Origin of the sequence: Paenibacillus sp. EC2-1 (assembly GCF_049311625.1) — a bacterium.
GTDB lineage: Bacteria > Bacillota > Bacilli > Paenibacillales > Paenibacillaceae > Paenibacillus_AQ.
On sequence record NZ_CP186006.1, the window covers coordinates 3,640,994 to 3,660,871 of the forward strand.

Annotated in this window: 16 protein-coding genes and 1 pseudogene; 1 reads left to right on the top strand and 16 read right to left on the bottom strand. The window is 43.5% G+C overall.

Features of this window, described 5'->3' with window-relative positions:
• Positions 1 to 21: 21 nt before the first annotated feature.
• The 14 genes and pseudogenes from ACK8P5_RS17070 to ACK8P5_RS17135 form a co-directional block, all read right to left on the bottom strand.
• Positions 22 to 1,689, bottom strand: coding sequence for an ABC transporter substrate-binding protein (locus tag ACK8P5_RS17070; RefSeq protein ID WP_422657462.1), 1,668 nt, complete (start codon positions 1,687 to 1,689; stop codon positions 22 to 24).
• 30 nt (positions 1,690 to 1,719) lie between these two features.
• Positions 1,720 to 2,616 carry a carbohydrate ABC transporter permease gene (locus tag ACK8P5_RS17075; protein ID WP_422657463.1) on the bottom strand — a complete coding sequence of 299 codons (897 nt, stop codon included), beginning with the start codon at positions 2,614 to 2,616 and terminating at the stop codon, positions 1,720 to 1,722.
• 16 nt (positions 2,617 to 2,632) lie between these two features.
• Positions 2,633 to 3,505: an ABC transporter permease gene (locus tag ACK8P5_RS17080; RefSeq protein WP_422657464.1), complete on the bottom strand. Its 873-nt coding sequence runs from the start codon at positions 3,503 to 3,505 to the stop codon at positions 2,633 to 2,635.
• Between the two features lie 198 nt (positions 3,506 to 3,703).
• Positions 3,704 to 6,001 (bottom strand): helix-turn-helix domain-containing protein, encoded by a 2,298-nt coding sequence (locus ACK8P5_RS17085; protein ID WP_422657465.1) that lies wholly within the window; start codon positions 5,999 to 6,001, stop codon positions 3,704 to 3,706.
• Between the two features lie 155 nt (positions 6,002 to 6,156).
• Positions 6,157 to 6,603, bottom strand: a complete 447-nt coding sequence (locus ACK8P5_RS17090; RefSeq protein ID WP_422657466.1) for a GNAT family N-acetyltransferase — start codon at positions 6,601 to 6,603, stop codon at positions 6,157 to 6,159.
• Between the two features lie 30 nt (positions 6,604 to 6,633).
• Positions 6,634 to 7,845 (bottom strand): VWA domain-containing protein, encoded by a 1,212-nt coding sequence (locus ACK8P5_RS17095; protein ID WP_422657467.1) that lies wholly within the window; start codon positions 7,843 to 7,845, stop codon positions 6,634 to 6,636.
• 2 nt (positions 7,846 to 7,847) lie between these two features.
• A pseudogene (locus ACK8P5_RS17100) lies at positions 7,848 to 10,125 on the bottom strand (DUF5682 family protein).
• Positions 10,104 to 11,207, bottom strand: coding sequence for an AAA family ATPase (locus ACK8P5_RS17105; RefSeq protein ID WP_422657468.1), 1,104 nt, complete (start codon positions 11,205 to 11,207; stop codon positions 10,104 to 10,106). Before ACK8P5_RS17105 ends, ACK8P5_RS17100 begins: the two are co-directional and overlap by 22 nt.
• A gap of 26 nt (positions 11,208 to 11,233) precedes the next feature.
• Positions 11,234 to 13,090: a HEAT repeat domain-containing protein gene (locus tag ACK8P5_RS17110; protein WP_422657469.1), complete on the bottom strand. Its 1,857-nt coding sequence runs from the start codon at positions 13,088 to 13,090 to the stop codon at positions 11,234 to 11,236.
• Between the two features lie 25 nt (positions 13,091 to 13,115).
• Positions 13,116 to 14,555 carry an SWIM zinc finger family protein gene (locus tag ACK8P5_RS17115; protein WP_422657470.1) on the bottom strand — a complete coding sequence of 480 codons (1,440 nt, stop codon included), beginning with the start codon at positions 14,553 to 14,555 and terminating at the stop codon, positions 13,116 to 13,118.
• A 245-nt stretch (positions 14,556 to 14,800) separates the two neighbouring features.
• Positions 14,801 to 14,959 (bottom strand): hypothetical protein, encoded by a 159-nt coding sequence (locus ACK8P5_RS17120; protein WP_422657471.1) that lies wholly within the window; start codon positions 14,957 to 14,959, stop codon positions 14,801 to 14,803.
• Positions 14,960 to 15,241: 282 nt separating this feature from the next.
• Positions 15,242 to 15,820: a CDP-diacylglycerol--glycerol-3-phosphate 3-phosphatidyltransferase gene (gene pgsA, locus ACK8P5_RS17125; RefSeq protein ID WP_422657472.1), complete on the bottom strand. Its 579-nt coding sequence runs from the start codon at positions 15,818 to 15,820 to the stop codon at positions 15,242 to 15,244.
• A gap of 109 nt (positions 15,821 to 15,929) precedes the next feature.
• Entirely contained in the window at positions 15,930 to 16,820 is an 891-nt protein-coding gene (locus ACK8P5_RS17130; RefSeq protein ID WP_422657473.1) for a TIGR01777 family oxidoreductase, read from the bottom strand.
• Between the two features lie 222 nt (positions 16,821 to 17,042).
• A complete protein-coding gene (locus tag ACK8P5_RS17135) occupies positions 17,043 to 17,780 on the bottom strand; it encodes an RNA polymerase sigma factor (protein WP_422657474.1) in 738 nt (245 codons plus the stop codon).
• Positions 17,781 to 17,955: 175 nt separating this feature from the next.
• Here ACK8P5_RS17135 and clpP point away from each other — a divergent pair, with 175 nt between their 5' ends.
• Positions 17,956 to 18,540, top strand: coding sequence for an ATP-dependent Clp endopeptidase proteolytic subunit ClpP (gene clpP, locus ACK8P5_RS17140; protein ID WP_422657475.1), 585 nt, complete (start codon positions 17,956 to 17,958; stop codon positions 18,538 to 18,540).
• 120 nt (positions 18,541 to 18,660) lie between these two features.
• On the opposite strand, the gene ACK8P5_RS17145 is transcribed toward clpP, so the two are convergent.
• On the bottom strand, positions 18,661 to 19,128 hold the full coding sequence (locus tag ACK8P5_RS17145) for a double zinc ribbon domain-containing protein (protein WP_422657476.1): 468 nt from the start codon (positions 19,126 to 19,128) through the stop codon (positions 18,661 to 18,663).
• A gap of 86 nt (positions 19,129 to 19,214) precedes the next feature.
• Positions 19,215 to 19,748 (bottom strand): DinB family protein, encoded by a 534-nt coding sequence (locus ACK8P5_RS17150; protein ID WP_422657477.1) that lies wholly within the window; start codon positions 19,746 to 19,748, stop codon positions 19,215 to 19,217.
• Positions 19,749 to 19,878: the final 130 nt, after the last annotated feature.

Genomic DNA, 19,878 nt, shown 5'->3' on the forward strand with positions numbered 1-19,878 from the left:
TTGTCATCCCTCCTTATAACATTATTTGCTCTTCGCATCGTAAGCCGTTTGATAAATCTCTAAGAAACGTGAGAGATTCATCGCGTCTAGTTGTTGTACATATCCATCCCACTCACTATCTAGATCTGCGTCACCAATAACAAAGCGAGCGATCATCTCATCCACGTAATCATTGACAGTCTTAGCTAGATCCGCAACCTCAGACGATTGTTCATTCGTCAGGAACAGTGGTGGTACGGTAGAAACATCCTTTGGCGCATAAGGCTCATACTTATTCTTCGTCTCTTTGTATAGGAATACCTCTAAATCATCGTCACCATTTGCTACAGAACTCAGACGAAACTCATTCGTACGCATCGCTGGACCTGTCTGTGCCCAGTTTACGTTCTGTACTGTACCGAAGGACTTAAGTTCAAACCAGACAGCTGGTTTACCATTAATTCCGATCTCGCCTTCTTTTGCATCACGCCATTCTTCATTCGGTCGGCCGTACACACTGCGAAGCGTATGCTCTCTTTCATACAAACCATCTGCCCAGCGCATAGCGAGTTCTGGATTTTTAGCCTTTTTTGTAATTACAAAAGAACCCGGTGTTAAAGCCGTCGTATCCGTAGGTGCATATTGAACACCATTTGGTCCTTTTAATGGAGGTACTGCTTTATACTCGCTCCAGCGTCCACTTTCACCCATCAGTTGTGTGAACACGCCTTGATGTCCACCCGTGGAAGCGCCCAATAATACGGTATCCGGATTTTCGCCAATCTGGATCAATTGATTATCGTCTTGTGTGAACGATTCCGGAGAAATAAGCCCTTCTGAATACAATTTATTCAGATAACGAAGACCTTCCTTCCACTCTGGCTTATTGTAAGCAACGTCAATCTTCCCATCTTTCACATACATATGTTTATAACTTGATCCGTAAATCGGGTTATAGACAAATGAATTCATCAGAAATGCATCAATGGAAGATCTCCAAGATTTCTGAGAAATAGACAGCGGAATCTCATCATTCTTCCCATTGCCGTTTGGATCCTGTTTTTTAAATGCCTTTAGTACATTATAAAACTCATCCGTTGTTGTTGGCATTTCAAGATTCAACTTCTTAAGCCACGGCTCATAAATCCACATCTTCTGACTCATGGAACAGTGATAGCAATCATTGATTTCCGGGAGAGCATATATGTTTCCATCAAGTGCTGTAATGGTTGATTTAATGTCAGGATAATCCTCAAACAACTTCTTGGTCTGTGGGCCCTGCTTCTCAATCAGATCATTAAGCGGAAGGAATGCACCTTGTGTACCGTAAATCATTTGTTGTGAAGGAGTAATATTAAGTCCCATGATGACATCTGGATAGTCCTCACTTGCTAGAACAAGATTCAGCTTCTCCTGCATACTTTGTTCCGGTACAACTTCCCATTCAATATGAACATTGGTCTTTTCTTCGTACCATTTCGTAAACTCATTGGTTGCAAAGTTCTCAACGAGCGGATTTCCTCTAACCATAATCTTTAAAGTTTCTTTCTCGGTTACAAGAGGATATGTTCCTGGCTCTGACAACTGTACAGGAGAAGCGGTATTATCCTTTCCTTTCTCCTCCGCTTTATCGGAACCGCTTGCACAACCCGCTAGCAAAATGCTGAGTGCTGTAAATGCACTAAATGCTACCTTCATTCTCTTCTTCATAATGACCCTCCCACATTTTCAAATGGATAATTAGCCTTTGATCGAACCGATCATGACACCTTTTACGAAAAACTTCTGAAGAAATGGATACACAATCAAAAGAGGAACAGATGTAACTACAATGAGTGCATACTTAAGCAATTCTCTTAATCCCTGACGTGCAGCTGCAGTCTTGGCATCGCCAAGCATCTCAATATTCACTTCGTTCTGCACCAAAATATCTCTAAGCACCAACTGCAGCGGATACAAATCCGCCTGTTTCAAATAAATCATCGCGTTAAAATATTGATTCCAATGTCCCACCGCGTAAAACAGCGCAATAACTGCTAGGATTGGGCCGGACAGGGGTAATACAATGCTCTTCAAGAATCGGAAATCAGTACATCCATCCAGCTGAGATGCTTCTAGCAGTTCGTTTGGAATCGTCGTCTGAAAATAGGTACGCATAATGATGACATTCCATACGGAAAGTGCCGCCGGAATTAACATAGCCCATACGGTATCGATCATGTGAAGATCCTTCACGATAAGATACGTCGGAATTAGTCCTCCATTAAACAACATCGTGAACACGAACAATAGCATAAAAAAATTACGACCCTTAAAGTCTTTACGGGAGAGCGGATAGGCTGCCATAACCGTAAAAATCAGGTTAATAGCTGTTCCCGCTACGGTATAAAAGACGGTGTTCATAAAGCCTTTGGTGACCATCGTGTTCTTGAATACGGCTTTGTAACCTTCCAGCGTAGGTTCAACCGGCCACAGCCACACTCGGCCTGATAGTACCGCACTACTTGAACTGAATGAAGCGCTTACAACATAAATGAGAGGATACAGAACAATGATGAGTACAATGGACAGCATGACATAATTAAAGATCGTAAACAGGCGATCAGAGCCGGATTCCTTTATAGTCTTCGAATGCATCTGTCTTCGCCACCCCCTACCATAAGCTTTCCTGTTTAAGTCGTTTGGCTGTTTGGTTAACAATAAGTAGCAAAATAAAGCCAATAACTGCTTTAAATAGTCCAATTGCTGTCGCATACGAGAAGTTCATGGCCTGTGAGACTAGACCCACCTTGTATACGTAGGTATCAATTACTTCAGATGATCGTAAATTGAGCGAGTTTTGCATGAGCAGGATTTTCTCAAAACCTGTTTCCATCATCTGCCCTGTATTCAGGATAAGCAGTATAACCGCAATGGGCATAATGCCAGGAAGGTCAATATGACGCATCCGCTGCACCTTTGAAGCCCCGTCAATGACAGCTGCTTCATGCAGAGCAGGATCGATCCCTGCAAGCGTTGCCAAAAATATGATGCAAGAGAAGCCTACGTTCTGCCACACGTGCGACCAGACATAAATGGACTGGAACCATGAAGCTTCCGCCATAAAGTGAAACGGTCCGAGGCCAATTCCGCCTAGAATGGTATTGATCAGACCTGTTCTCGGATCCAGAAACTGAAGGAGCAGACCCACAAGAACGACAAGAGAGATAAAATACGGAGCATATGTCACCATCTGAACCATATTTTTAAAACGTTGGTTTCGAACATAATTAAGTCCTAGCGCAAGCATAATTGGGAACGGAAAGCTCGCAATCAATGTGTAAAAACTAATGGAAAGTGTATTGCGTAAGAGCCTCCAGAATTCATGTGAATGGAAGAAGCGCTCAAAATGCTTAAGGCCTACCCAGTCACTTCCACCAATTCCTTTTGTTACATTAAAATCTTTAAAAGCGATTTGCGCTCCGTACATAGGCACATACTTAAAAATGATGATGTACAACAGCGGCAATGAGAACAATGCATACAACTGCCAGCTTTTCTTGATACCTTTCCAACCATTCAGCGCCTATCACTCCAATCCTACTTTGTCATATGAACCGGTCCGGTGATTTGAAGTATAGATGGGCCTCATGATCCCGTAAATCTACTCGTTTTAGGCATTATTCCGTTTTTTAGAATTGCATTATTCAGCATTTAAATATTTAACTATTCTTTAGAAAACAGCTTATCCAGCCGCATGGTTACGCCTATATTCCGTAGCACTGATTCCGTTGGCACGCTTGAAAGCGCGGCTAAATGTATTAAGTGATAAGTATCCCACAGTAGCTGCGATCTCGCTCACCGGCTGTCCACTCATTAACAATAGACGCTTGGCCTCACGCATACGAATATCCTCTAAATAATCCGAAAAGTTCAGCCCTGTTTGTTCCTTAAAAAAATAGGATACATATGCTTCAGAAGTTCTTGCCTCACGCGCTAATACGGTCAGACATAAATCACTTTCTGCGAAATGATCATCAATATATCGAATCAGACGATTTGTTAAGTCATCATTATGACTTCTCTTGCGTTCCTCATTCTTGCGGCATAAACTCAAGAATGAGCCGCATAACATTTCGATAGCCTCAGCAGGAGAGATCTTGGAATCAGCAGCTCGGAGCACTGTCTCCACCTCGTCTGTTGTATCGGCTCCTGCTGTCTGTTCACAGGACTTTAATAACGTTCCGCATAATTCATGAGCAAGTAGCCTTTCAACCACTAAAGTTAGCTGCCTTTCCTCCCCATTCTCCTTCAGGATCTGTTGAAGAAGTTCCCTTGTTTCCGTTTGATTTCCCGATTTCACAAGCTGAACAAGCCGTAACTCCACATCGGAAGGGTAGAAATAACTGGGTGCAGTTAGCTCCACATCAGAATGGTAAAGTATTGGTTTATTCTCACTCCATCTAGCATGTTGAAGTACAAATTTAGCTTCTCCGAATGAGCGATATAACTCCGTTAAGCGAGTCTGGCAACCACCAACAGCCATATAGAGTCCAGCCCCTGTTTCTAAAGTTAGAACTTCATGCATCTCTTGGAGTTGAATGCCCGTTTTTGCTACAAATTCATCAGTCTCATCTTCTTCACCATATAGCAATAAAGCAAGCAGATTCTCTCCCAAGTCGTGCACAAGAACACCTTGCGCTGAAGACTCTTCGATCCGATCACGAATTCTTAACTTAACGATGTCCATCTCCGTCAGTATTTCTTCATTATACGGAGCATGATATCCACGAAGGCGTAGAATAACGACAGTATACTGTAGCCCTTTTAACTCTAGACGCGAATGCTCCATTGCAGCTTCAACGTCACGCATTGATGTATATCCACCCTCAAAGAGTCGATCTACAAAAACGTTCCTCATCTGAGGGAGCTGTTCTTCGAGCCGTCCCTTCAAAGCATCGTGATTTTCAATTAACTCAGATACCGAGTTCCTTATGTATTCAACCGTGTTTCGGATCACCAATGGCTTATCCTCTACCTTGTTCACCGGCAGTATCTGCAACAGCTTCAGCATAGGTCGACTGCTCCGATAAGCAAAATATGCAGCTACAGCAAGACCAAGAATGAGCGCAAGTAAAAATACAGTGAACGTAAGCTGTTTAATATAATACGCTTTTTCAAGTACAACCGCTTTGGGCTGAGCCGAAACATAGGTCCATCCGTTATAGGCAGATGTCGTTTCGGTCACTAGCATCTCCTTACCCTTCCACGTTAACTGGGAGAAGTCTCCTTTTGTAGGAAGCGCTTTCAAATCTATCGATTCTTCATCAAGTCCAATATGACTAATTAAGTTCCCTTTCTGATCAGCAATGTATGCGAATCCTCCCTGTTCGGAGTCGATATTTCGAAGCATCTCTTGGATTTGCTGATTGTTAATGAGAACTGTAATAACACCTCCGCTACCCTTTACTCCGAAGGACTGCATAAAGCTAACAACAGAATATGGCTTTCCCTCGTACTCGACCGAAGTACCAGGCATATAAGTTTTATAATGATAAGTATCAAACAGATTACTTCTCCACTCTTCCAAGGTAAGATCATCATAATGAAGCTGTAGATCGTAAAACTGTTCCATGGTATAAATTTTGCGTGGGGAGATAAACATTCCATTGTTCTTAAAAGCCACATAGTAATCCACAATAAAATGATTAAACATACGATAATCGAACAGGCTCTTCTCCAAATCCCATAACGTATATGGATTTTTACCTCTAAATGGATCTTTTTCGAATTGAAAAGACTGCAGCTTTGGTTCACTGGACATCTGTCTAGCGATGGTTTCGATTTCAGCAAGACGCCGGTCTAACGCTTCCCGTATTTGCCCTAATACGGCCGAGCTACTCTTCATGGTTTCGCTTTCAACCAGCTCAGATGTCTTGTGATACGCGAACCAACCAACAAATAATGAGCATAAGAGAATCAACGCATACGGAACAAAAAACCGAATGAGAAGTGAAGCCTGCCTCCCTGATGTATCTTTCACGAATATCCCACCTTCATTAAGTTAGCAATAACAACAATATAGCAAAGAAGTACCACTGCGTCAGTAGCCCTCAGGTCTCTGATTTTAACGAAAAACAAAAGACTGCGCATCATGGATTAACAATCCTGCGCAGCCTTAATCAAGTATTGCTCCGTTTAAACCATGAGATCTAGTACGATTTCACCATGAATTACTTCGCCGGTCTCCACAAATCCAAACCGTTTATACAGTTGATTCACCACTGTATTTTCAGGTACATGAGATATTCGAATTTTGGTACATGCCGTAAAATTCTTCATATGTTGAAGAATTTCATCAAGAGCAGCTGAACCATACCCTCTACACTGATATCTCTCGTCAATCATAAATCGGCAGATCCAGAAATAACCGTCGTCAGGATATGGCTCTTCATCAAATAAAGCAAAACCAACCATGACATCCTCAGCATATATACCATAGGGTCTGGAAGATGGCTCTTTTTCGGCTTTCTTTAAAGAGTCTGCATTAGAAGCTACATATTTCTCCTGAGATACCTTCGGCTTTAACTGAATACACTCTTCTCTGTTCTCATCCGTGATTGGTTTTAAAATTACTGAACTCATGCGACACCTCCTTTATAATTAGGCTCCATCTTAGATCCCTTTCGTCCCAATCCGTTTCGCCAATTCAGCAAGGTCCTGTCCTTTAAGCGCCCCCTCCACTAGTTGCGGAAGTAAGGCTGGCGTACAAGCAAAACATGGTGTTCCATCTCTCGATAAAGACTTCGCAACCTGCTCATCATAGAAGGGCATTCCTTCATCTGACAGTGCAAGCAAGCACATCGTCTTGACTCCTGATTCCCGCATTTCACGCATACGCCGAATCAGTCCCGATTGATTGCCACCCTCATATAAATCCGAAATGATAATAAATAAGGTCTTCTTCGGTTCCTCGATAAACTGCTCGCAATACTTAACCGATTTATGAATATCTGTCCCGCCTCCGAGTTGAATACCGAACAGCATATCCACGGGATCATTCGCGCATTGCTCGGTTAAATCCACGACTTCGGTGTCAAATACGACAACTCGAGTATCTAGAGATGGAATGCTCGCAAAGATTGATCCAATGACGGATGCCCAGATGACCGATTCCGCCATCGACCCACTTTGATCAATATCCACAATAACAGTCCACTCTTTACTACGCTTTGCCCGGTCAAAATAATAAAATTTCTCCGGGATAATCTGTTTACTTCCCGAATCATAATTTTTCAAATTACGCTGAATCGTCCGCTTCCAATCGATCCCGCTTAATGAAGGAAGTGGTGTGTGCTGTCTCCGATTCAGAGCTCCCGTTACTGCCCGGCGTATGTCTTCATGCAGACGCTCAACCAATTCATCTACGACTGCTTTCACCAGCATTCGGGCGGTATCCTTCGTCTTCTCCGGAATTTTGCCTTTCAGCGACATAAGCGTACCTACTAATTGAATGTCTGGCTTCACCGTTGCCAGCACCTCTGGTTCGAACAAGAGCTGCTTCCAGCCCTTCCGCTCCATCGCATCATTCTGAATAACAGAAACAACATCCTCCGGAAAAAATGTACGCACATCGCCTAACCACTGTGCAAGCCGCGGCGCGGACTTACCTTGCCCTGCACCCTTCGCCCCTGAAGCGGCGCCTCCAGCTTCCATACTACCATCTGTGTTATCATAAATGGCTGCCAAAGCCCGGTCTATGATTAACTCTTCCTCGGACAGTTGAACACTGCCTTCAGGGGTATAGCCTGCTAACTGCGCTTCAGCTGACTCTCCGAGTATTAGCCGCCACCTTGTCATCATATGTGGATCTATCATTGTACTCATCTTTAAAAGTCCTCAAAATCAAAATCATTCAAATCGTCGATCATCTTCTCTTCTTCCTCCTTCAAGTCACCCGTCAATATCTCGGCAACCTGTTCCGCATTCACACCCCATAATTCACCCAGCAGCTCAGCGATCATCGTTTTCTCTTTTGGAGAAAATGTGCTGAACGCACGACGTAGAAATACAAGCGCACGCATAAATTCATCGTCTTCCAAAGATTGAATATAATCATTAAGCTGCTCCCATAGGCTTAATCGTGAGAGCAGTGCATAACGGTTACGCATCGATAAGCCCTCGAACCATCCTGCTCCTAGATCAGCCGGGATACCAGGAGACAATCTTCGGGATACTTCTTCTGCTGTCTGCTGCGGTGATATTGCATTTCGCTCCATTAATAGAGCACAGGCATAACCCGATAGCCGAGGATTAAGGTCATCCCGCTCTGACAGATGATGTAGCTCCTGAAACCTCATCACTACATTGACTCGCATCAAGTAAGAAGAGACATGCCCGCATAAACAGTTGCTGCAAGAGTGGAACTAACGGCTCGGTATCCATCCGTCTAATCCCTCCAAATCGGATCAAAACAGACAAATCCCTTGTCGCAGCAGCAATCTGAACAACATCTTTGCTATCAACGGCGAGCTTCTGCAGTGTTTGACGACCCTCTTCCATCTGATGAATCATACCGCACTCATAAGCCGTACGAATCAGTGCAGAAGCCTCTGCGATAGAAGCACATTCTGAAAGTTTCTGCTGCAGCACATAGGCCGCAGCGACTTCTATGGTCTCACCCAGTAAAGTCGATTCCACAATCTGAATCTCAACTTCTGGTGTCCACTTCACGATCCAATGCTCTGCCCACGAAGCCTGATCCTGCCCACTCGGTCTTTCACTTGCAAAATGAATGCCTAGCAGCTTCAGTCGATGCAATAACAAAGAACGGTTCAAATCGAGATAGGCGGATTCTTCCGACGATACTCTCCTGTTCTCGCGCAGATCCAGTACTAAGTCATTTGCCACAACCGATTTGTACTTATCCAGCTTCAATCGCTTGAGTTGACGATTCAAGTCATCTTGGATCGGAGTCTGACTCACCCCTTCAGCCAGCTCACCGATGGCGGTACCGATATCAGTCTTGGCAAGCTCTTCTGCAACCGTGGAAAACTCCCCACGTCCAAGTAAAGTCTGAGCTGCGTCACGTAGATCACGCAGTGTTGGAGCACTGCCACCATGCAGGGCTGCTAGAGACTCTGCAAGTCTAACGGCTTCTATAACTTCAGCTGTAGAACGATGCGTGCCTTTCTTCCTCATAGAGGCCGCTACGATAGATAAATAGCGATGCGGCAGCTCCGCTAACCTTCCTCGTAACATAAGGTCCCACATCATCTCAAAATATTGGGGGGCATTATTCCCCGCTCCATACCCTGATAGAGATGACAGCTTGTAATAGGAATAAGGCATAAGTGTGAGCTTTGTTCCACGAGATGGTAGACTCTTTAATTCCTGATCACTCATATAGTCAGACAGATCAGTAAGCGCTGAAGCATGATAAGCTCCACAGATGACCACAATTTGTTCTGGTTTATGCCCGGATTCAATGGCCTCTACAATCTGCCTGCGCATGTAAGCTTCTCTAACTGCGTTATAAGCATATTGAGCTGTATCCTCAAGACGTTCCTTCTCTTCCGACAACTCACGTATGTGACTAGAGTAGGCGAGTATCGCATCTTGATAGGCACCGGGATTTAGATTATGTTCATAATTACGCTCCCAGTACATATCGTAATCATATTCTCCAGCTAGCTCGGCGATATCTTCATAGATCGAATGACTGCTCTCTGTGCCGATCTCAAAGTTAAATCCATCATCAAGCGCTCTATCTTCCTGCTCCGGTTCGGGAATAATATCTAAATCCAACCCTTGAAGATCTTGCATGCATACGGCCACGGATGAAGGAAGATCGATAAATGCGGCATAAACACCCTTCTTCTGTGCCCATTTCATGGCCTGATACTCCGGTGAATACACTGCAAATGGCCACAGCACCGTCCTAACGGGTAAATCCTCTGTGAATCCTAATATCGCGACAGGAGGCTTCGTCGTGAGATTCGTCAGATGGATAATCTCAGAATTCGCATCTGACGGCCCTTCAATAAGCACGGCTGAGGGCTGGATTTGGTCCAAAAAGTCCAATAAATGCTTTGCTCCAGCAGGGGACAAATGCCGAACTCCAAAAATATGTACGCCAGCTGCGTTCACTGGTTTATCTCCTTGCATGCATTGTATAGACTACGCCACGAGGCCCCGCGCTTCTTCATCACATTATCCAGATATTCCTTCCACACCAGTCGATCCTTATCATCGTCTTTCACAATGGCCCCCTGAAGTCCAGCCGCTAAGTCTTCATCCGTCAGCTCACCGTTGCCGAAGCTTGCTGCAAGCGCCATGCTGTTCGTTAAGAGGGAAATCGCCTCAGCCGTCGAAATGACACCAGCTGGTGACTTCACCTTTTCCTTCTTATCGAGAGTCATGCCACTGCGTAGCTCTCGGAAGATCGTCACAACCTTAAGTAAAGCTTCCTCCGCAGGTACAGTTGCCTGTAAATCGTATGAAGCTGCTATTTCAGATACACGTTTCTTCACAATTTCAACTTCTGTATTTAGATCCGCTGGAGCTGGGAGGACAATAATATTAAAACGCCGCTTCAGCGCCGTCGACATTTCATTAACTCCCCGATCTCTCGTATTGGCTGTGGCAATAATAGAGAAGCCCTTCCGTGCATTCATTTCCTTGCCCAGCTCTGGCACGGATATGGTCTTTTCAGACAAAATCGAAATAAGTGCATCCTGAACCTCTGATGCGCACCGTGAAATCTCTTCAAACCGTGCAATCCCGCCCGTCTCCATCGCCCGCATAATCGGACTTTGAACAAGCGCCTCCGGTGTAGGTCCCTGAGCTAGTAACATGGCATAGTTCCATGAGTACCGCACATGCTCTTCACTTGTGCCTGCTGTTCCTTGTACGACCAGTCCAGAGTTGCCATAGATTGCTGCTGTCAGATTTTCCGATAACCATGACTTGGCTGTTCCAGGCTCACCAATCAGTAGCAGCGCTCGATCGGTTACAAGTGTAGCGATAGCCATTTCAATAAGCCGTTTGTTCCCGATATATTTCGGGGTAATATCAACCTTCCCAGCTTTCCCCCCTACGATAAACGTAAGCACGGATTGCGGAGACATCTGCCACCCTGCTGGAATTTTACCTGTGTCTGCTTTGCGAAGTGCCTCCAGTTCATCACGGAATAACACTTCCGCTGGCTGACGCATAATATCCTGCAATTGCTCTTGATCTGCTTTCATTTCTATCACTCCTTGAATTGGTCTTGTTATTCTTCTCTCATCTTCCGCATTACGTAATGAAGCTGTTCTTCAGCAAGGGCCATATATTTAGGTAACACCGCCTTAACACGGTCATAATAGCTTGAGGGCAGCTGAATAAGCTGTTGAAAAACAAAGGGCTCAATTTCATAGCACTCCGTATTACGCTCATCCTCCAAAGCGACCATCAACGCTTCATGAAGTGCATCCTCCTGAATACCAACTCGAACTAAGCCCATGATAAACAGATTCGCAAATCGGTTGCGAAACTCTGGAGACTTCTTGAGCTTGGCTAACAAATACGTCTCGGTTGCTTGATGACCAGGCCGTGCAAACGCGCTAACGAGCGTATATTCATCCTGCTCAATAAAATGATCAAGCCAGCGCCGATCAAAGCTTAGCTCTATCTGCTCTTGTGGCAGCATCTCCACGTAGTACGTATATCTTCCTTTGTCAGCGAAAAGAGTTACCTCATCGTAGTTTTTGTATTTACGATCGATGACGAGATCTGTGATGGTATCCAATAATCTTTTTCGTTCTCTGCCCGCATTACTCTGCGGCGACACTACATAACCTTTAAGCAAAATGTCCACATACTCCTCGTACACACGTTCAGGAGACAAAAATGATCGGGCGTTACGGAATACATCCTCTACATAGGGACCGCTATCCTTGTAATGAACTAGATCATACTCTGCATATTGACGCAGAAGTTCCCTTACATCCTCAGCCTCTATTCGACTCAAATAAATAACAGCTTCATGAACTAAATAATAAGACTCTAACATCTTCATATACATCGGGTATCGTTCCAGCACATTCCGATATAAAGCCTCTAGTTCCGTACTTTGCTTGTCAGACAATGCCCGGAGTTTCAGTCTCACACTAGACCAGATATCCTCTACCTTTTCTTTATCCTTCTGTACATCTGGAAGAGCAGAAAGCTCTGCGGATAAATCGCGAGTAAGCCGTTCTGTTAACTGGGTGGATTGGCATTTGTAAAGCGCAGAGTTTACTGTTTCTCTGTCTTTTCCAAGAGAAGCTTCATATAATCTCTCCACTGCAGAATCAGACCCATTCTCAGCAAGTGCATCATAAGCGGCTTCTCGGATCACTCTCTTCTTGCTCCGGCTCCATTCAATTAGCTCAGCTTCATATGCTTTATGAGGGGCTAGCAGCCTGATTGCAGTCGTTCTCACCTGATCCGATCCCGTCATGGCAGCCTGATAGATTAAATCAAGCACTTCATCTCCGCCTGTCTTTGCGATAACCTTCAGCTTGAGGGATTCTGCCTTTCCCCCTGCCGGATCAAAGTTCTCTACAAGTAGTGGAATAATCTGAGAACCGTACGCTGGCAAAATATGATCCGCAGCAAACTCAGCGATTTCTACATAGGAGTCATTCAGCGCCCCCATAGCAAGGTGTACCATACGAAGGTCATGGAACAATCCTTCTTTAAATGCTTCTTCGATAATCTCATAGCGTCCTCCGCCTTTTGTTGTTAGCGCAACCTGAACAGCGGAAAGCTTACGATAAGATAAATGTGAAGACAGAGACAAAGGGACGTTATTCAAGGAGAGTTGCTCTCCTTCCGGACTGGTTATTCCTTGTGTGTACAATACCGAGCTTAATAGCTGGTTTAATTCTTGTAGACGCTGTGCAGAATGCACCTCAGTCCCGATTTCCGGTTCTATGACTGCTATGATTCCTTCCCCTAAACGTTTGAATATCGGAGCTCGTTCACCGAGTTGCTCGAATTTCGGTAGTAACTTTTTTAATCGAAAATCACCAACAGTCAAGTCACTTCCAGCAATATATAAACGCCTAACTTCATCTTTAAGTTCTTGGAGTAATGCCGTACTCATGGTTGTTCCCCTTTCTTTAGCGACTCTAATATAACAATCTAATGATTTCCTTATCCGTTACGATCGAAAGTGGTTGAGCCAGTAGACGTCCTGACTTGATACAATGTTCAAACATTACTAATATAGAGACCTCGTTCAGCTGCTCCAACTTAAGATATCGAAGCATAGAGACGGTAGGCGTTAACAGCACATCTCCTAATCCAATCGCCTGACCAGACTCATCCGTGATGGCATATCGTCCTTCCGCATTCTGACTGATACTCGAAACATGAAGTAACAAGATTGGATTGGAATCGCTTAGTGGGTTCTTCAGTTGATTCTTCACCTTTTTAATAGATTCTGGGTACGATCTGGCTCCATACGCTTGGATCCACTTCATATCCGAACCCGTTACGGGTCTTGTTAGCACTTCCTCAAACCGCACTCTCCGGTTCATATCTCCTGGATATCGGTACAACACAGGAACTTGTGCTACGTCGAAGAAGCTATCATCCTCACGCATCAGCTTTGCGGCTTTAAAAGGGCGGTACTGAATCGTACGATGAATCTCTCCGCTATCCCTCTGAATCCAGTAACCAACATCTACATATTCCTGTCGTGCATCATCCGTATAACTATGAAATGAAAGCTGGATCAATTCCACCTGCTCGCTAATCAATCCAAAGCCCTGAAGCTCGGTTAATTGCCAGGCATGCCCTAACCACTCTTCTATCGTAGATTCATGATCAGGCTGCATTTCTGGATCTTCCAACTTTGCAGATAAATACTGCCGTCCCTTTTTAATAAAAGCGTTCATAACAGCAAGCTGTTCTACTGCATATGTATAAGAAGTCTCTTGATCGAGATCCCCAGAAGCTTGCAAAAGCTTCAATAATCGGCGAAGCTCGAACTGAGCGCCTGATAAGTAGTGATTCCCCATCTGTTTCACATGGTCTTGGATGAGCTTTAGATCCTTGGTATCGATCGTACCTAGTCCGCTCCGTATAAGCGAGTGAATTAGTTTCTCAAGTACGTCGAGTCCTTCGAGTTGGGATATGATCTTCTTCTTAAGCGCGGACTTATTCACTTTCTTCGGCTTAGGTGATGATCCTTCTGCGGATTCTTTAAGTTTTCGTTCTTCTCGTTTCTCTGCCTTCTCTCGCTTCGCGGCCAGATCATCCGGAATACCAGCTGGTGTGAAGGAAGCACCCTCAGCATAGGCGTATAATAGACCCAAGACATGCTTGCATGGAAACTGCCTGCTTGGACATGAACAACGCATGACCGGCTTTTCCGGTATAGCAAAATCAGCAGACGGCTGATAATTAGAACTACCACTGCCGGCACAGGTCCCAAACAACACGATGTTATCCTCTGAATGATTCAGCTGCAGAAACCGTCCTTTTTTCACAAGGCCCTGACCATTCTTAATTGCCGCACTATTCGGTGCAACAGAATCTATCCATGTCTCTGTAATTTCAATCAAACTCATACCCTCCTATTAACTGACTGATCGTCTACGATTTATTAAATGATTCACTACACTAAATCATACCTAATCTCCTACGGGTGCCCTACCTTCTAAAGACCTATTTAAGAACATTTATTCTTATTTTATTAATCATATTACCTTTATATGGAATGTATTGACTCCTGTTTCCACAAAAAAACCTCAGGTATTCTCCCAAGGTTTGATTACATCTTATGCATTTTAAAAGTGTACTATTTCATTTAGGGTTGATTCTTTTGGTATTCGTTCATCGTTTTAATGCCTGTATTTATCTCGTCAAGCGTCTTCTGCAAATGCTCCATTCTCCTCAATCCAGAGTACTGATTGCCAATAATCCCAAACAGACCAGCAAGCACAATAATTACAATAAAGACCTCCAAGCATATCCACCTCACTTTCAGAATTACAAATCGTTCACCGTTCCTTTTCTATTAGCTAACTTTCATTTCCGAATAATAATAATAAGGTATAATTTCTCCAGACTCATCGGTAAACCGCTTCAGCTATGTTAATGGGTGTATCCACCATCCCTTGATTAGCCCGCATTAAGATTTTCTTAAAACCGGTTTGACGACACACATCCTATTACATACATCATTTCTCACTATTTATATAACAATAATTTATGGTGATAGTTATGCAAAATATTAAATTGAAATCAATCATTTCAAATTCTTATAATTCCTTGCAATATAATTGCATCCAGAATATAGGGTCATCAGAGTCGCTAACGTCATTATGAGATTATCTACCCGATAAGCTGTGAATAGGCTAAAAGGATAGTTGTTTAATAACACGGCTGTAATTCCCATGACTTGAAGTACCATCTTCCATTTACCATAATGATCGGCCGCAAGAGCTACTTTCTGCGAAGCAGCTGCCATTCTAAGTGCTGTAATGATAAATTCCCGACCAATAATCACAACTACCATCCAAGTCGAAACCATATTTTTCTGAACCATCATTATGAGAGCCACGGAGACGAGGAGTTTATCAGCGAGTGGATCAAGTAGCTTACCTAGATTCGTAATTTGATTGTATTTTCTCGCAATATACCCATCCAGTTTATCTGTCGCAGAGGCGAGCACAAATAATATGGCTGCTATAATAACCCCATTCTGACTTAGGATTTCAAACAGCGTAAATTTAGAAGTTAACCAGATTGGATACTGCATAAGACATAGCATGAAAAAGGGGATAAGAAATATTCTTGCTATCGTTATTTTGTTCGCTAAGTTCACTTATTTCACTCCTTTATCTACGGTGTAACAGATCCTCGGCATAATTAGACCCAGCATAAGAATAGTAAGCATCTTAGGGCTGGGTCATGGATTGTAATATGGAATTACACTAACGTTCTAGAATATGAGAGAGTGCTTGGTCAATCTTCATATATTTAAAAGGGTAACCCGCTCTCTCTAGTCGATCTGGTATCACCCAGCGGCTCTTTAGAATAAGCTCCGTTTCTGTTTTAATAACAACTGCCCCTAGTTCAAGCAGCCACTTCGGGGAAGGCAAGCCGAATTTTATGTTCATTGTTCTACGTAGCTCTGCCATGAATTCTCGATTCGTGACCGGGTGTGGAGAAGAGCAATTAAACACGCCGCTAAGATCCTCCCGCTCCTTCAGAAACATTATAATGCCGAATATATCCTCAATATGAATCCAGCTAAACATCTGATTGCCTGGGCCTTGTACTCCGCCTAGTCCGAACCGTGCCAAATTAATAAACGGAGTCATAACGCCACCATCAGGACCAAGCACGATTGCGATCCGAAGCGCTACTTGTCTTGTATGCGGCAATTGAAATGAGAAAAAAGCCTGCTCCCACGCCTCAGCTACTTCCACGGAAAATCCACTACCTATTTCTCCATCTTCCTCGGTCATCGGGCGATCTTCCGCATGTCTGTAAATGGTTGCTGTACTGGAGTTGATCCACAGCGGTGGAGGGCTGCTACAATTCTCTATCGCCTCTCCTAGTATGCTTGTTGTCTCTGTTCTTGAACTCATTATTTCCTGCTTATTCTTCTCATTATAGCGGCAATCTACTGACTTCCCGGCAAGATTGATTAACAGATCAGCATCATCTATAGCAGCAATGATCCCTTCATGATCCTCCCAGGATATATGCTGTTTCTGTCTTGATATGATATGAACTTCATATCCAAGATCCTTGAATTTATCTTCTAAAAATGTACCGATAAAGCCCGTTCCACCAGCTAAAACTACTTTCGCGTGCATATGATCAACTCACTTCTCTACTTTTTCACTATACAATCGATCCGTCTACACAACATGGACAAACATACTAAAAACCATGAGGCTCTACCCTACCTATTCGATTCAGGGGGGATCATTCCCTTCATTTTGAAAGGGATCGAATAACCATTCGCGAAAAAAGGCACCTTCAGTTCATGACTGAAAGCACCATTAACATCAAGACTCAATATTGTTATTAGCTCATTAAGCCACCATTGATATGACACCCGATTGACTGAATGAATAACCGGAAGAAGTAAACCCTTGGGGCGATTGCGCTGTAAAAGAACCAAACGCCACAACCATCTCTTGCTCTTCATTGTTCTCTTGGACAAGTCTTAACACTTCATCCACTTCACCATCCATATACGCAATAGCAAGTGCATTTAATCGTGCCTTCAGTTCTTCCTCACGTGAATCAATGTGCACCTCTCCTAACTCTTGTTCCTTCGTTTCAAGTGTCTTTCGGGCTCTATGGTAGGCTGCTTTAACAGCTCCTTCCGTTGTAAACAGTTTTTCTGCTGTTTCGGCAACCGAATACCCAAGAACACTACGCAGGAGCAGCACAGTTCGCTGAAGCGGAGATAGATGTTTAATTAAATAATAAAATGCGATTTCAAGATCAAAGGTGCTATTGTCGCCAAGAGCTGCCTGTGCTTCTCTTGCCAGTTCCTGCTCCTTATCTAGAACTCGATCATAAACTTGTCTTCGTCGCACTTGATCAATCCAACCGTTCTTAGCTGTTCTTAGCAGCAGGGCCTCAGGATTATTGTGCTGCCTCTCCTTTATCTTTTCCAGGATCTTTACCCATGTATCTTGAACCAGATCATCCGAATCCCATGTTGATTGTGTAAGCGAGAGACAATATCTGTGAAGAAGGGCATTTAAATGTTCCAGATCAAACTCAGCCTGTGTATGGTTGATTTGTGGTGAATTCGTCATCTTCAGCAGTCCACTCCTTTACCCGATCTATAGATAGTTCATATATGTAAACGAATGAAGTCACTTATTCGTTACGGAACACACAAAAATATATTTTTGCTACCCTTCTCGTATCTTTTGGCATCGTCGGATCGTTTACCAATTGTTAAATAACCATAATAATGGAGGTTACAATATGTCTAGTTATATCCCTTATGTTGTGGAGCAAACGAGCCGGGGCGAAAGATCCTATGACATTTACTCAAGGTTATTGAAAGACCGAATTGTGTTCGTAGGCTCCGAAATAAACGATCCGTTGGCGAATAGTATCATTGCGCAGCTACTGTTATTATCGGCTGAAGATCCTGACAAAGATATTCATATGTACATTAATAGTCCGGGTGGATCTGTGAGTGCCGGTTTTGGGATCTACGATACTATGCAGCATATTAAGCCGCAGGTGCATACCATTTGTACAGGATTTGCTGCATCTTTTGGTTCTATGCTTCTCCTCGCGGGGGCAAAAGGAAAACGATTCGCACTCCCCAACAGTGAGATTATGATTCATCAGCCGCACGGCGGTGCACAAGGGCAGGCGAGTGATATCGCCATTAGTGCCAAGCGAATACTAAAAACACGAGAAAAAGTTGTTCAAATTACAGCAGAACGGACAGGGCAGTCAATTGAACGCGTAGAGCGCGATATGGATCGGGATTATTTCATGTCCGCCGAAGAGGCCGTGGAGTACGGCATAATTGATAAGGTACTTACGTCGATTTAAGCTCTTACCCCATTTAAAAGCCACCATAATGAATTTCCCTTCATGCTAAGACAATTTAACATTGAGGGCTCTTCATCCATGGTGGCTTTATTTCTTAGGACAATGATTAGCTTCATTGAATTAGAAAAATATCCAAAACAAGAACAATTGCACAACGATCATCACCAGACCTAGAATTAATAACATCTTGCCTGTATCTCGCTTCTCGCTATCGTCGCTGAAGGATGCCAAACCTCCAACAATAAGTCCCACAATAGGGATTACGATTGTTGAGATTACGATGAGTGTCAATGAAGTGCTGTCTGGTACGGATGGTGCCCACTCCGCGTCATAGCGTGAATTAAGCTGAGCTGATGGAGTTCTAGATACAAAAGTACCGCAGTACTTACATTTCATTGCTCCTTCGTCCAATGGTTCACGACAATGGGCGCAAATCGTTGACCTCCTACTGGGAGGTGTTACATACTCTTTTTCCGAATTAAGTGTACCTTGAGCAGTAACACTTTGAAGAGAAGTCCCACATACAACACATATAAGAGCCGCTTCTTTATTTCCTTCACCACAACTAGGACAAACCTTAACCGCCATTCCTTGTACCTCCTTAAAAGCCTCTGGTAAAATTAGAAACCCCCTACTCGGAATGAAATAGGAGGTTCGATAAATGTAATTATATACTATTTACGATTTGCATCACGGATACGTTGCAACTGTTTAATATGCGCTGTTTCATGTATCGCAATGAAATGAGCCCACTGAGCAACATTCAATTCAAATCCAAAAGGATGAGGATAGAGCAAGTCATTGGTGTTACGCTCTGCAAGCTTTAAAATTAGTAACTTCGTTGCTTCGCGAACGTGGTTTAGCCTCTCCATCGCCTCGGTGTAAGAAACCGTGCCCGTCGGTTTAGCTTCCGCTGGTGCATCAATCTTCTTTCCTATAATACCGCTGTTTCTAAGGATATCGCTCACATCCGTCTTCTTCTCATCAATCGGTTCGGATGGTTGAATTGGTTCTTGCTGAATCCGTTGTTGTATCTGATATTGAATAATTCTCTCTAATAAACCTAAATGTTCAACAACCTCCGTGACATTCCAACCATCTGGCTTTTCACGTAACTCTTTCTCATTCGGTCCAAAGGAGTTCAATACTTCTATCAATTGCTCGCGAACATGATTCATATAGGGTTCAATATCTTGGAACTTAACCATTCGGATCCCTCCAGGTCTACTTAGCTGATAATAAGAAATGCTCTACCAAGTTAATTAAACCTATTAAATCCCATCTAATCCTATGATCATCATATCGTCCGTTAAGCTAAACTTTTTTATCAATAATATG

Excerpts from the sequence above, each read along its gene's own strand:
- ACK8P5_RS17070 (WP_422657462.1), bottom strand. The coding sequence starts at position 1,689 with ATGAAGAAGAGAATGAAGGTAGCATTTAGTGCATTTACAGCACTCAGC.
- ACK8P5_RS17095 (WP_422657467.1), bottom strand. The coding sequence starts at position 7,845 with ATGAGTACAATGATAGATCCACATATGATGACAAGGTGGCGGCTAATA.
- clpP (WP_422657475.1), top strand. The coding sequence starts at position 17,956 with ATGTCTAGTTATATCCCTTATGTTGTGGAGCAAACGAGCCGGGGCGAA.
- ACK8P5_RS17105 (WP_422657468.1), bottom strand. The coding sequence starts at position 11,207 with ATGAAAGCAGATCAAGAGCAATTGCAGGATATTATGCGTCAGCCAGCG.
- ACK8P5_RS17135 (WP_422657474.1), bottom strand. The coding sequence starts at position 17,780 with ATGACGAATTCACCACAAATCAACCATACACAGGCTGAGTTTGATCTG.
- ACK8P5_RS17145 (WP_422657476.1), bottom strand. The coding sequence starts at position 19,128 with ATGGCGGTTAAGGTTTGTCCTAGTTGTGGTGAAGGAAATAAAGAAGCG.
- ACK8P5_RS17150 (WP_422657477.1), bottom strand. The coding sequence starts at position 19,748 with ATGGTTAAGTTCCAAGATATTGAACCCTATATGAATCATGTTCGCGAG.
- ACK8P5_RS17110 (WP_422657469.1), bottom strand. The coding sequence starts at position 13,090 with ATGAGTACGGCATTACTCCAAGAACTTAAAGATGAAGTTAGGCGTTTA.
- ACK8P5_RS17130 (WP_422657473.1), bottom strand. The coding sequence starts at position 16,820 with ATGCACGCGAAAGTAGTTTTAGCTGGTGGAACGGGCTTTATCGGTACA.
- ACK8P5_RS17090 (WP_422657466.1), bottom strand. The coding sequence starts at position 6,603 with ATGAGTTCAGTAATTTTAAAACCAATCACGGATGAGAACAGAGAAGAG.
- ACK8P5_RS17075 (WP_422657463.1), bottom strand. The coding sequence starts at position 2,616 with ATGCATTCGAAGACTATAAAGGAATCCGGCTCTGATCGCCTGTTTACG.